The organism is Psychrobacillus sp. NPDC093180, assembly GCF_044754065.1.
GTDB lineage: Bacteria > Bacillota > Bacilli > Bacillales_A > Planococcaceae > Psychrobacillus.
In genome coordinates this window covers 115,355-128,863 of sequence record NZ_JBIVOJ010000007.1, presented here as the reverse complement: position 1 = coordinate 128,863, position 13,509 = coordinate 115,355, and the positions used below count along the sequence as shown (strand labels likewise).

The window sequence follows — 13,509 nt, the reverse complement described above, 5'->3', positions numbered from 1 at the left end:
GCTTCTTTGATTAGCTTCGTTATCAATTTATCTTTCTCCCATTTCTAATGTTAATAGTTTTTCTTTCATTTCTAGTCCCCCACGGTAACCGGTTAACGCCCCGCTTTTTGCTACTACACGGTGACATGGAATGGTGATAAGTATAGGATTTGCACCGATCGCAGCTCCAACCGCTCGAACGGCTGCTGGATTATTTATGAGTTCCGCAATTTGGGAATAAGATTTCTTTTCACCGTATGGTATTTTCGTAAGTGCATCCCATATGGCTAATTGGAATGCTGTCCCTTTTAAATCGACTGGCATTGCAAATTCACGGCGACTACCATCAAGATACTCTTTCAATTCGTTCATATAGGGAGTTAAAGCTTTTTCGTCCTCCACTAATTCCAATTTTGGAAAACGCTTTGCCAACCACGCTTCCATTTCTTCATAAGGTTTACCTTGCGAACCTATGTAGCTTAATCCATTTTCTGTTGCAGCCATATAAAGTCTCCATTCGTTATGAATGAAAAGTGTCCAATATATTTTATTCATTGGGAGGACTCTCCTTTTTTCTGTATTGAAATGGCGTTAATCCAGTCACCTTTTTAAAAACTGTGATGAAATAAGGTATATTAGACATACCAATGGCTGCGCCTATTTCCACCATTGGCTTGTTTGTAGTAACCAGATATTCTTTTGCTTTATTGATCCGAATCTGTTGCATGTACTCCATAGGCGATATACCTAAAACTTTCTTAAACGTTCTTTGCAGATGATAGGGACTTCCATGACCTATATCTGCTAGTGTATGCAGTGTGAGCGACTCGTTATAGTGATTATCTATATATGCTTTAATTTGTGTCATCCATTCTTCGTCAGGTAATCGTAATCCAGTTGGTTTACATCGTTTACATGGTCTAAACCCCTCCTGTAACGCTTCCTTCACTTCCGAATAAATTCGGACATTTTCTTTTTTGGGCGGTCGTGATTTACAAGAAGGTCTACAAAATATTCCAGTAGATTTTACGGCGTAATAAAACAAACCATCATAGTTTTTATCGTTTTGAATGATTGCTTGCCATTGTTCATTGTTCACTGTGCCACCCCTCCATTTATTTAAGTATACTTTTATTTACAAATTAATTGCAGTTTTTGAAACGTAATAGCAAGATAACGAAATTTTTTATGTTTATAATAAAGAAACAAAGGGGTGTTGGCGCATGTTATGGGAAGAAAAAGAGGAAGTAATTTTATTAAATACTCCCGCAGAGTTTAGTTTTATGCAAAATCTTAACTACCTGTCTCGCTCTACAAATGAATGCCTGTTTCGAATTCATGATAATAAAATAAGAAAAGCTATTACTATCGATGAATATATAATACTAGTAGAGATTGGGGAACAGGCTGAACATACATTACTCATTGAGTTTTTAGGTAATACAAGACCCTCAAGCAAGAGAGTTCGTGAGCAAGTTGTCGCATACATCATTGAATGGTTTGATTTAGAAACAAATATAAGCCCCTTTTATGAGATGGCCACGAAGGATTCAATGCTTAATGAAGCAGTTTTACAATTTAAAGGATTACGTATTATGGGTATTCCAGATTTGTTTGAAGCAATAGCTTGGGGGGTGTTAGGTCAACAAATTAATCTGACATATGCATACACACTGAAAAGACGCCTCGTTGAAAAGTTTGGGCATTCAATGGAATTTGAGGGCGAAATGTACTGGCTATTTCCAACAGCGCGGGATCTTGCGAAGCTTACTGTAGAAGAATTAGTAGAATTAAAAATGACCGTAAAAAAATGTGAATATTTAATAGACGTAGCTACTCAAATAGACAGAGGATTACTTACGAAAGAAATGTTGTTAGAAACAAATGATGTGAAAAAAGCAGAAAAAATATTAACGAAAATACGAGGAATCGGACCATGGACAGCCAACTATGTATTAATGCGCTGTTTAAGATTTCCGGATGCCTTTCCGATAGATGATGTGGGTCTCCATAATGCAATCAAGCATGTGATCGGTTCGGATCAAAAGCCTACAAAGGATGTAATACAACAATTAGCATTACCTTGGAAAGGCTGGGAAGCGTATGCGACTTTCTATTTATGGAGATTTTTATATTGAAATAAAACGCCCCTTTTAGTCAAAAGGGGCGTTCCTTTGAAGTTAAATGACAATTTAAGGATTCAACACTTCTAAAATGTCTTCTGATACATAGGTTTTATCGTTTTTTAATACTGGGTTTTCTGCAAATTGTCGTAAACTACGATTATAGCTGTACGTTTTATCACCAACTGTAATGATTAGGGAACTATTCCCTAGTTTTAAGAATGTGCCATAACGCTTTGAATAAGTTAACACTTCATAGCCAAGTTGCTCTGCTACTTTTTGCAATGGAATCATTTTTGTTCCATTTTGTATAAAATTGTCGTTTTCAATAATTGTTTGAATTTCCTTCATTTCTGGTGAAAGACTATTGATCGCAATAATTTTAGTTGGTGACGTTTGTGCTGGAATACTCATTGTTGTAATTGTATAAAATACAACTAGCTCTTTTCCCTTTAAATCAGCTTGTTCAATTTCCTCGCCTTTTTCATTAACTAAAATTGTTTCTTCTCCAATGTTTAGCTTTAGTTCGTTATCTAAACTTAAAAACTCATCGTCAAACTTAGATACTTTGACAGAACCCATCTTATCTTCGTCATGGACAATTACTAACTCCGGAGTAATTTGTGCAGGATAAATTAATATCATTGGCTTGTTTTTATCATAGTATGCGTCTATGCGTTGCCCTTTTTGAAATGATTCTTTTTGAACTGCTTTTGTTGTTCCGCTGTTAAATGCGAGTGTTTCGTTATTGATTGTGAAAATAGTCGTTTGTGGTTCTTTTTCTTCCGTTTCTACTGTGAGCGTTACTTTCCCATCTTTTGAAGCCACATCTTTTATCTTCCCAGAGGATTTCATGAAATTCGTTGTGTCCTGTGTTGAAAGATCGCCAATTGCTATGATCTTACTTGGTGTCGTTTGAGCAGGAATACTTCTAGTTGAAATCGTATAAAAAACAACTAGCTCTTTTCCATTTAAATCGGCTTGTTCAAGCTCCTCGCCTTTTTCATTTACTAAAAGTGTTTCTTCTCCAATGTTTAGCTTTAGTTCGTTATCTAAACTTAAAAACTCATCATCAAACTTAGATACTTTAACAGAACCCATCTTTTCATCGTCATGGACAATTACTAGTTCTGGCGATATTTGTGCTGGATATATCATAATCATTGGCTTGTTTTTATCATAGTATGCGTCTATGCGTTGCCCCTTTTGGAATGCTTCTTTTTGAATTGCTTTTGTTGTTCCGCTGTTAAATGCAAGTGTCTCGTTATTGATTGTGAAAATGGTCGTTTGTGGTTCTTTTGCTTCTGTTTCCACTGTCAGTGTCACTACGTCATTCTTCGTTTCAATTTCTTTGATTACTCCAGTAGACATCATAAAGTTAGATGTGTCATTTTGCTCCACCGTCGTTTCTTCCTCACTTTGCGCGTTTGCAATAGGCTGTTGAAAAACAAATCCTGCCACAAGGATCGCTGCTGTAAATATACCTAGTTTTTTCATCGTCTCGCTCCTTTTCTTTCCATTCATTTCATTGGATTTGACGACCAACCAAGGAAAACGTTACAAAAAAAATGAAACATTCTTTCATCCTTTACGTATATGGTTACTAGAAAGAATACTAGATAGGAGCATGCATATGACATTATCTATTAACCAAGTAACAAAGAGATACCAAAACTTTGTAGCCGTCGATAATCTAACCTTTACAATTGAAAAAGGGGAGATTTTTGGATTGATTGGACAAAATGGTGCTGGAAAAACAACTACCTTTCGTATGATTCTTGACCTTCAGGAAACAACAGAAGGGACTATTATGTGGAACGGAACACCAATTAATTCGATTAACCGAGACCTTTTAGGTTATTTACCAGAGGAACGAGGGATTTTTCCTTCTATGACGGTGGAAGATCAGCTTTATTTCTTTGGAGAGCTTAGAGGAAAGAATCGTAAAGAATTACGTAAAGAAGTCGAGTATTGGATTGAACGTTTCGAATTAGAGGACAAACGAAAATCGAAAGCAGAAACGTTATCAAAAGGAAACCAACAAAAAGTACAGTTAATAGCAAGCTTTATACACCAACCAGCATTCCTAATTTTAGATGAACCATTTAGCGGATTAGATCCGGTAAATAAAGATCTTTTAAAAAGCGCTATTTTACATTTAAAGGATAATGGTACGACCATCCTGTTCTCCAGTCACCAAATGGATAATGTAGAAGAGCTTTGTGATCATCTATGCCTGTTAAAACGAGGAGTTTCTTTATTTTCTGGTAGTTTATTAGACTTGAAGAAGCAATATGGAAAAACAAAATTGACGATTCGTACGGATGTACCAAAAGAAGTACTTGGAAAGTTAGATGGAGTGAAAGATATTCAGGTTGGAAAAGACCAATTCATCTTAACATTAGAAGATGAATCACATGCACAATCTATTTTTGACTTTGTATCGAACGGCAAATATATTGAGAAGTTCAGTTTAGATTATTTAACGTTAGATGAAATCTTCAAAGATAAGGTTGGTGGACCGAATGTCTAAGTTTTGGTTGCTTGTAAAGCAATTATATACGCAAAAAGTAAAAGCCAAATCTTTTATTTTTTCAATCGTCCTTTATGTTGCCGTCATTAGTGGTGTCATGTTCTGGTCAGATATTAAAGAAGCTTTTTTCCAGAGCGAACCTTTGCAAGTCGCTATTTTGAACGAAACAGAGGCGGAAATGGAAAGCTTTTTTGAATCAACAAGTGATATCGAGTTTTCGTTTCCTAAAGAAGAAACTGCAAAAGTGGAGCAGCAAGTGATCGACGGTGAATACGATGCAGCTGTCTTTGTGAAAGATCAAGACAACTCTTTAGCAGCGGAAATTGCAACGTTCGAACCACTTACTTTTAATGATCAACAAGGCATTTCCTCTACCTTGCAATACGCTGGAAAAATATATGAAGTACAACAATTAAATTTAACAGCCGAGCAAGCGGAAAAAATCCTTGAATCCGAAACGATTATTTCTGCCAAAAATTTAAATATCGAGTCAGCATCAGGTAAAAGTGAGGACGAAAAAGCGGCTGGTATCGGAGCTTCTTTCTTAGTGGGCTTCCTTATCTATTCGTTCGTAATGTCATTTTTATCGATGATTACAACAGATGTTGCATCTGAAAAAGGTTCGCGTGTTCTAGAAGTGTTGCTTGCAAGCATTAAGCCATCTACTCACTTCATGGCAAAGCTTACAGGAACGTTTTTACTTGCTTTAACTCAAATTGGCGCACTTTTAGTTGTGCAAGGCTTGTTATTTATGTTGATCGACGGTGGCTCGAAATGGGATATGGTCGTAGATATTGCAAATGAGTTATCCTTTAGCTATATTGGATACGCTGTTTCATTTCTCCTATTAACGATTATTTTATACTTAATATTAGGAGCTCTCCTTGGTTCCCTTGTTTCTAAAGTGGAAGAATCTAGTCAAGCAATGATGCCAGCGATGATGATTGGAATTATCGGTTTTTATGTGTTAATTTCTGGTATGGCTAGTCCAGATACAATGCTTATCAAAGTATTTTCCTACATTCCATTCACATCAGGAATGGTTATGCCACTTCGAATTGGAGCAACTGATATTAGCTCGATTGAACCAATTATAGCAATGCTCGTATTAATAGGAACCGTTATACTTATGTTCCTAGTAAGCCTATCATTCTATAAACGAAGTGTATTAACGTATAGCTCAGGTGGGATTATCCAAAAAATTAAAACCGTACTCAAAGTAACTACTTAGAAATACTTATATGTCTCTATAAAACCATCGTGAAAGTTTAAACTTTTACGATGGTTTTTTTCAGTCGTTATAAAGTGCTTTAATCATGCACAGGCACAAATTTGGTAGTTTCTTGCATAAAATAGGTCATGAAAGAAAGGATGCGGTTATATGTGCGGGATTACAGGTTGGATTCATTTTAAGAGGGATTTGCGAAACAAGGAATTAATCGTTGAAAAGATGACAGGGACACTTAGTAAAAGAGGACCTGATGATCATAATATTTGGGGTACGACTCATGTATTACTGGGGCACCGCCGATTAACAGTGGTTGATCCTATTGGTGGAAAACAGCCCATGGTTAAAACCTATGAGTCTAATCGATATACGCTTTGTTATAACGGCGAATTGTACAATACAGAAGACCTTCGGAAGGAACTATTGAAGCGAGGACATTCTTTTTCCGGGCATTCTGATACAGAAGTGTTACTAACTTCTTATATCGAATGGAAAGAAAATTGTGTAGATCATTTCAATGGTATTTTCGCTTTTGCCATTTGGGATGAACAAGAACAAAAGGTTTTTATCGCAAGAGATCGTCTTGGAGTTAAACCACTTTTTTATACAGAAAGAGCTGAAGGCTTTCTTTTTGGTTCCGAATTAAAAGCACTTCTTGCACATCCAGATGTATCTCCAATCATTAATCGAGAAGGGTTAGCAGAAATAATAGGGTTAGGCCCCTCTCGTACTCCTGGTTCTGGAGTTTATAAAGGAATCCATGAATTACGCCCTGCACATGCACTCACCTTTTCTCGAAACGGGCTTCACATTTGGCGCTATTGGAATGTCCAAAGTGCAATGCATACCGATTCATTAGATGAAACTGCAGAAAAAGTTCGAGATTTAGTTACCGACGCGGTAGAACGACAGCTCGTATCGGATGTTCCCCTTTGCACATTTCTTTCAGGTGGCTTAGATTCCAGCGTCATTACGGCTATTGCCTCAAGTGCTTTTACTCGTGATGCAAAAGGAAAGCTGCACACATACTCCATTGATTATGAAAATAATAGTAAGCATTTCAAGGGAAATACCTTTCAACCATCAGACGATCAGCCTTGGATCCGAAAAGTATCCAGTACTTTGAATACAAATCACCATCACTCCGTTATTAGTCAAAAGGAATTGGCGGAATACTTAACGGAAGCTGTCCATGTACGCGATCTTCCTGGAATGGCCGATATCGACTCTTCCCTACTTTGGTTTTGTCGGGAAATAAAACGAGACTTTACAGTAGGATTGTCGGGCGAATGTGCCGATGAAATTTTCGGAGGTTATCCTTGGTTTCATCAAGTCGCAAATGCAGAAAAAGGATTTCCTTGGATTCGCTCTACCAATGAGCGATATAATTTACTAAACGATAGCTGGAAGAAAAAACTTACGATTAGTGAATATGTTCAACACGCATACGATACAACAATTGCTGAAACACCTCGTTTAGATGGAGAAGCTCCTATTGAATCCAAACGACGCGAGCTATTTTATCTGAATATGACTTGGTTTATGACGACCTTATTGGAACGAAAAGACCGTATGAGTATGGGTGCCAGCCTAGAAGTAAGGGTACCATTTGCAGATCATCGATTAGTCGAGTATGCATGGAATATTCCGTGGGATTTTAAAATGGTCGGTAATCAAGAAAAAGGAATTTTAAGAAAAGCATTTCAAGGAAATCTTCCGTATGACGTGCTTTACAGGAAAAAAAGTCCGTATCCAAAAACGCATAATCCTGTTTACAGCGAGCTTGTCGGGAACATGCTTAAAGATCAATTACAGGATAAAAATTCAATTCTTCATGAGCTCTTTCATGCAAATCACCTGTCCGATTTAATCGAGTCTAATGGAGATGCCTTTAAGGTTCCTTGGTTCGGTCAATTAATGTCTGGACCACAGTTATTAGCTTATTTGGTACAATTGCATATTTGGTTTAAAGATTACAACGTGCAGCTTGTGGATTAAATAAAAAGAATAGCGAACACTCTTGGTAAACTTTTTATCATTCTCTAAAAGAATTGTCTTGTTAAGGCTTATTCTTACAAAAAGAAGGAGCTACCTTTATATAAGGTGGCTCCACTTTTCATTTATTTGAAAGCGCTCGAAAATAGGATTCTATAAAAGGAACAAGATAATCAATGACCGCTTCATCCGGATTTAGCTTTGCATGATGCAATCCGAACGAAGAGTCTACTCCTGCCCAAAATAAAACACCTGGGATTTCCTGGAGAAAGTAACCGAAATCCTCTCCAGTCATAGCAGCATCACAAACGATTGCCGTAGTCGATGGATCATGCTTAGCAAATGATATAAAATCATTCGCTAAGTTCTCATCGTTTTTCACTTGATAATAGGATGAACCATAATCGATTCGAACGTCGCAATCAAACGCTATTTCTGCTGCTTGGCAAAAGGATTCTATTTTTTGTTTTATAGTCGTCATTGTAGCTGCATCCATCGTTCGGATCGTTCCTTCTAATCGGGCTTGACCAGAAATGATATTCTGAACAGTACCGGAAGACATTTTTCCAATAGTTAAAACTGCAGGATCCATCGGATTAACAGATCTACTTACAATCGTTTGAAGTTGTAATAACAATGTAGCGGCTGCAATGGACATATCCTTTGCTTGATGTGGAAAAGCTGCATGCCCCTCCTTCCCTACTAAATCGATAAATAGTTCGGAAGTGTTAGCAAAAAGCAGACCCGGGCGAGTAGCCACTGTCCCCACTGGATATTCTGGCGCTATATGAAATGCATAAATTTGCTCGGGTACAAGCTCTGGATATTCCTTTTTCAACCATTCTCTCATCGGTAAGGCCCCACCTGGACCTTCTTCGGCTGGTTGAAAAATAATAACTGCGTGATCATTTATCGGGTTATCCACAAGCTTTCTTAGCAAACCTAAAGCGACCGTCATATGCACATCATGTCCACACGCATGCATCTTTTTCTCATGCTCCGATTGAAATGGTAGACCTGTAGCCTCCGTTATTGGCAATCCATCGATGTCTGTACGCCAGCCGACGGTCTTTTTTCCTTGCATACCTTTAATCTTCACAACAATGCCAGTTTTCCACTGAATGATTGTTAACCTTTCCTGTGGAAGTGCCGAAATTTGTTCCAATAGATAGTTTTGCGTTTTTACTTCTTGGAAACCAAGCTCCGGTATACGGTGTAAATCACGTCGAATTTCAATTAAGGTTTTCATCCGATCCCTCTTATAGTTGACGTAGTTCTTGCATAATTTCTGTTTTAGAACGTGTTTGATCATCGATTTCTTTTATAACTCTTGCTGGTGTTCCAGCAACTACTGAATATGGAGGAACATCCTTCGTTACGACTGCTCCCGCTGCTACAACAGCACCTTTTCCTACTCTGCAGCCTTCTAAGACCACTGCATTGGCGCCTATTAATACATCATCCTCTACAATAACTGGAGTCGCAGAAGGTGGTTCAATTACACCTGCAAGCACCGCTCCTGCTCCGATATGACAGTTCTTCCCGACCGTTGCACGTCCACCAAGAATCGCTCCCATATCAATCATCGAGCCTTCCCCGATTACCGCTCCTATGTTAATAACGGCTCCTAGCATAATAATAGCATTATCGCCAATACTTACTTGATCGCGAATAATAGCACCTGGTTCGATACGCGCATTGATGCCTTTTAAATCTAAAAGAGGGATGGCAGAATTTCTACTATCATTTTCTACAACGATATCTTCTATTAGGTTTGCATAATCATTAAGCGCTACTTCAATCTCAGCCCATTCTCCAAACAGCACGAGTGAGTTACCTTCTCCAAATACCTTTGTATTTTCTCCAAAAGAAAGCTTATCGATATCTTTCCCTTTTACATATACCTTTACCTGTGTTGACTTTTTTGCATTTTGTATGTACGAAATAATTTCATACGCATCTAATTGCTGCATTTTCCATACCTCCTTAAAAACATGTTGTAATTGTACAGGAATTTTCATAAAATTTCACGAAATTAAATACATTTTTTGATATTTAATTGAAGAAAAATACATTACAAAATAGAAAAGTCGATATTGGCAGGATAACTTATTGAATTATTAAAGTAGACTGAAACATGTTAAACTATTTACGAAGCGGAGGTGGTTTAGTGGGAAAAGTCATTTTAAAAGCATTAGACTTAAAAAAAGAAATTGACGGTAAAGAGATTTTAGAGCATGTCTCCTTTCAAATTGAGGAACATGCATCGATTGCGATTCGCGGATCAAATGGCTCCGGTAAAAGCACATTATTGAAGCTACTTGCAGGAATTTATGATCCAACAAGCGGAAAGTTAGTACAAAATGCAAATAGAATCGGGTATGTCCCAGAACATTTTCCAGAAAACCTTCGATTCAAACTAAAGGAATATTTAACATTAGTAGCAAGCTTCCAAGGTATGACTGAGAAGGATATAGAAGCAGAGCTATCTGAATATATCCGTTTGTTTGAAATAGAGTCATTTACAAACACCCCTCTAAAAAAATGTTCAAAGGGTACAAAACAAAAAGTAGGCATCCTTCAAGCACTTCTTATCAAACCTGACATTCTTTTGTTAGATGAACCTTTAACTGGTTTAGACACGAGCTCCCAACAAAATCTTATGGCTATGTTAGCAAAACTAAAAACAAAAATGACCATTATTTTTACAACCCATGAAGACCTGTTAATAGACAACATTGCAGATCAACTATTTTATGTAAAAGATGGACGCGTGTTAGTTCAGACAGAAAATAAAAGCTCCCAACGTGTAATAAAAGTGAGATTTCCAAACAAAAACGTATTGTTTGGACTTGAATTTAATGAAATGCATATGGAGGATGACATAGCTGTCATCACCATATCTATAGACAAAAGTGATGATCTGTTGAGAAAGCTTTTGAATAACAATTGTTCTGTGCTTGATGTCAGGGAAAGGATTTAGCGATGCAGGGATTTATAAAATACCAATTCAAAAGCTATATACGCTCCTTCAAAATAATTCCCCCAGCTGCAACCTTTTTAATATGGATAGTTGTTTTATATCATTATAGTGGAGTGGAAATATTAAGCAGTTACGCAGTATCAAGTATTGTCTTATATTTAGTGACAACATGGATAGCGATGAACTTATTTTCCATTGAAGAGGAAGCCGAAAAAAGTATGCTATTTGTTCAAGTCGGGAAAGTTAATTATTTACTCGGCAAATGGATGATTAGTTTTCTTATTGCACTAGCGTTGACATTGTTTTCGATTTTCTACCCTATACTATTGGGCAGCTTCAAAGAAACAGTTCAACCAATACATCTAGGGCTATCGATTTTCATACATCTTTTATTTGCTATATTCGGTATTTTAGTTGGATCTTTCTCATCCATCACTTCCTTTATCCCAAAGAGGTACACTTGGCTTTCTGCAGTTCTTATTATTGCAATTACCCTTTCTTACGAGGGCATAGTGGAAAAGCTGTCATTCTTAAAGTGGCTATTATTAATATTTCCTCCAGTAGTAAATGTTATTAACTTTTTTGAACCGGACGACTTAAATTATTTTGGGAAAGAATTTTGGATTTTTTCATCATTTGCGATCATATACTTAATTATCGCCTTTTCTGCATTAGTGAAATTGTTTTTAAAAAATGAAAGTTAGAATATGCTATAATGAAGACAACTATTTTTGAGAGGATGATGGGTGGACAATGGATATTTAATCTTATTTCTTAAGTAGAGGTTTAACAAAATAAACACTACAAAATCGGAAATAGGATTAGTCTGCCCATTTTTCAATCAAATACGAAAGATTCTCTACAATACTCTATTTTTGTAGTGGTTTTTTGCGTATTTTTTAAAAGGCAACGAGTCCTTCCGATTCATATTCGGAGGGATTTTTTTATTCCTCCAAAAGGAGCGGATTGTATGACATTACACGGTAAAATAATGAATATAAGTATCACGTTTGGAGACAAGATTATCTTGGAAAATATAACAGCGGACATTCCAACAAATGCTGTTATTAGCATAGTAGGAAGGAATGGAGAAGGAAAGTCCTCCCTGCTTTCTGTGCTAGCAAACGAAACGATTCCATCCAGTGGATCTATAGAATGGTTCGGAAATACACCTACTATCAGCTATTTTAAACAAGAGGATGAGCAATTTAAGTACGATGATTTTGCAGATGAGGAGCGGGCTTATTTCAGGAAATGGTCTGTCCCCGGGCATAGAGAGTATGACGATTTAAGTGGCGGAGAAAAAATGAAGAGACGACTTTCTCGAGTATTTGCGGAAAAATCGCAGCTTCTTTTATTGGATGAGCCGACGAATCATTTAGACCAAGAAAGCTTGTCTTTCTTAAAACAACAGATACAGGCCTACCCTGGAACAATTATTTTAGTATCTCATGATCGTTATTTCTTAGATGAGGTATCCAATTGGATTTGGGAAGTGGAAAATAAAAAGTTAATAGTTTACGCAGGTAACTATACATCTTTTCGTCAAAAGAAAGAAGAAATGAAACTCACAAAGCAACGACTTTATGATGCTCAACAATCTAAGATCAAACAAGTGGAAAAACAAATGGCTGCGCTACAAAACTGGTCAGCTAAAGCACATGCAGATTCAACTAAACATGAATTCAATAAAGAATATTACCGAGTCAAAGCAAAGAAAATGGATGTGCAAATTCGCTCTAAAAAGAAACGCTTAGAACTCGAGCTTTCTAAAAACACTATCGATCAACCGGAGGCAGAAAAAGATGTGACCTTCTCTATTGAAGGAAATAAGAAAAAAGGAAAGCGAGTAATAGAAGCCAAACGCTTGAGTAAAACATTTGAAGATCAATTGCTGTTTCAAAATGCCACTTTTACCGTCCAATCTCAAGAACGAATTGGCATTTTAGGCTCTAATGGGAGTGGAAAGACGACATTTTTCCGCATGTTATTAGGCGAAGAAAGCGCCCAAGGGGAACTTTGGAAGTCAGAAGCGATGAATATCGGCTACCTACGTCAAACTGTATTTGACTTACCGGAAGAAAAAACACCATTTGATTTTTTTGGACCTACGGATTTTGAAACACGCGGCCATATTCAAACTCTCATGATGAATTTAGGGTTTTCGAAGGATCACTGGTCCCGTCCGATTCGCACTATGAGTATGGGAGAACGAGTAAAATTAAAGCTAATGGAATTCATATTAGATCAGAAAGACGTTTTACTTTTAGATGAACCAACAAATCACTTGGATCTTCCATCCCGTGAACAACTCGAGAAAACCTTGTCGTCTTATCCTGGAACAATTTTATTAGTCACACATGACCGTTATTTTTTAGAAAAGCTAACGAATAAACTACTCATCTTTGAAAATAAAACGATTCGGAAAGTAGAAATGGGCTATAGCGAGTGGATGCATAAAAAGAATGAATCTGCACGTGAAAAAGAGCTATTAAAATTAGAAACCGAACGACAAGCAGTGCTAGGACAATTAAGCTACTTGCAGAAAAAAGATGCCAAATATAACGAGTTGGATCAACAGTTTATAGCATTAACTAAACAAATCAATGAACTCAAGAAAAAATAACTACAGTTCTGCTATAAGTAAATGCCTCCAAAATATTTTGCA

Annotated in this window: 12 protein-coding genes; 7 read left to right on the top strand and 5 right to left on the bottom strand. The window is 36.9% G+C overall.

Translation table 11 applies throughout. The features are described from left to right. Nucleotides 1–27: 27 nt before the first annotated feature. Both ACIP9W_RS12105 and ACIP9W_RS12100 read right to left on the bottom strand, forming a co-directional pair. Nucleotides 28–534 (bottom strand): methylated-DNA--[protein]-cysteine S-methyltransferase, encoded by a 507-nt coding sequence (locus ACIP9W_RS12105; protein ID WP_400789634.1) that lies wholly within the window; start codon nucleotides 532–534, stop codon nucleotides 28–30. Continuing rightward, nucleotides 527–1,078 (bottom strand): bifunctional transcriptional activator/DNA repair enzyme AdaA, encoded by a 552-nt coding sequence (locus tag ACIP9W_RS12100; protein WP_400789632.1) that lies wholly within the window; start codon nucleotides 1,076–1,078, stop codon nucleotides 527–529. Before ACIP9W_RS12100 ends, ACIP9W_RS12105 begins: the two co-directional genes overlap by 8 nt. Before the next feature lie 124 nt (nucleotides 1,079–1,202). Here ACIP9W_RS12100 and ACIP9W_RS12095 point away from each other — a divergent pair, with 124 nt between their 5' ends. After that, nucleotides 1,203–2,117, top strand: a complete 915-nt coding sequence (locus ACIP9W_RS12095) for a DNA-3-methyladenine glycosylase 2 (RefSeq protein WP_400789630.1) — start codon at nucleotides 1,203–1,205, stop codon at nucleotides 2,115–2,117. Between the two features lie 54 nt (nucleotides 2,118–2,171). Here the strand turns inward: ACIP9W_RS12095 and ACIP9W_RS12090 are convergent, their stop codons facing one another. Continuing rightward, entirely contained in the window at nucleotides 2,172–3,599 is a 1,428-nt protein-coding gene (locus ACIP9W_RS12090; protein WP_400789627.1) for a stalk domain-containing protein, read from the bottom strand. Between the two features lie 136 nt (nucleotides 3,600–3,735). Between ACIP9W_RS12090 and ACIP9W_RS12085 the strand changes: the two genes are divergently transcribed. The 3 genes from ACIP9W_RS12085 to asnB all read left to right on the top strand — a co-directional run bounded on the left by ACIP9W_RS12085 (nucleotide 3,736) and on the right by asnB (nucleotide 7,861). Beyond that, a complete protein-coding gene (locus tag ACIP9W_RS12085; RefSeq protein ID WP_400789626.1) occupies nucleotides 3,736–4,635 on the top strand; it encodes an ABC transporter ATP-binding protein in 900 nt (299 codons plus the stop codon). Next, nucleotides 4,628–5,866, top strand: a complete 1,239-nt coding sequence (locus ACIP9W_RS12080; protein WP_400789624.1) for an ABC transporter permease — start codon at nucleotides 4,628–4,630, stop codon at nucleotides 5,864–5,866. The genes ACIP9W_RS12085 and ACIP9W_RS12080 overlap by 8 nt, the downstream gene beginning before the upstream one ends. A gap of 150 nt (nucleotides 5,867–6,016) precedes the next feature. After that, complete coding sequence (gene asnB / locus ACIP9W_RS12075; protein ID WP_400789621.1) at nucleotides 6,017–7,861, top strand: asparagine synthase (glutamine-hydrolyzing); 1,845 nt, start codon at nucleotides 6,017–6,019, stop codon at nucleotides 7,859–7,861. Nucleotides 7,862–7,979: 118 nt separating this feature from the next. On the opposite strand, the gene ACIP9W_RS12070 is transcribed toward asnB, so the two are convergent. Further along, nucleotides 7,980–9,107, bottom strand: a complete 1,128-nt coding sequence (locus tag ACIP9W_RS12070) for an N-acetyldiaminopimelate deacetylase (protein ID WP_400789618.1) — start codon at nucleotides 9,105–9,107, stop codon at nucleotides 7,980–7,982. Between the two features lie 10 nt (nucleotides 9,108–9,117). Continuing rightward, nucleotides 9,118–9,831: a 2,3,4,5-tetrahydropyridine-2,6-dicarboxylate N-acetyltransferase gene (dapD, locus tag ACIP9W_RS12065; protein WP_142539314.1), complete on the bottom strand. Its 714-nt coding sequence runs from the start codon at nucleotides 9,829–9,831 to the stop codon at nucleotides 9,118–9,120. 197 nt (nucleotides 9,832–10,028) lie between these two features. Here dapD and ACIP9W_RS12060 point away from each other — a divergent pair, with 197 nt between their 5' ends. The 3 genes from ACIP9W_RS12060 to abc-f all read left to right on the top strand — a co-directional run bounded on the left by ACIP9W_RS12060 (nucleotide 10,029) and on the right by abc-f (nucleotide 13,467). Next, complete coding sequence (locus ACIP9W_RS12060; RefSeq protein ID WP_400789615.1) at nucleotides 10,029–10,841, top strand: ATP-binding cassette domain-containing protein; 813 nt, start codon at nucleotides 10,029–10,031, stop codon at nucleotides 10,839–10,841. 2 nt (nucleotides 10,842–10,843) lie between these two features. After that, the gene (locus ACIP9W_RS12055) at nucleotides 10,844–11,545 is read left to right on the top strand and encodes a hypothetical protein (protein WP_400789612.1); all 702 of its coding nucleotides are present in this window, start codon (nucleotides 10,844–10,846) and stop codon (nucleotides 11,543–11,545) included. 266 nt (nucleotides 11,546–11,811) lie between these two features. After that, a complete protein-coding gene (abc-f, locus tag ACIP9W_RS12050; RefSeq protein WP_400789610.1) occupies nucleotides 11,812–13,467 on the top strand; it encodes a ribosomal protection-like ABC-F family protein in 1,656 nt (551 codons plus the stop codon). Nucleotides 13,468–13,509: the final 42 nt, after the last annotated feature.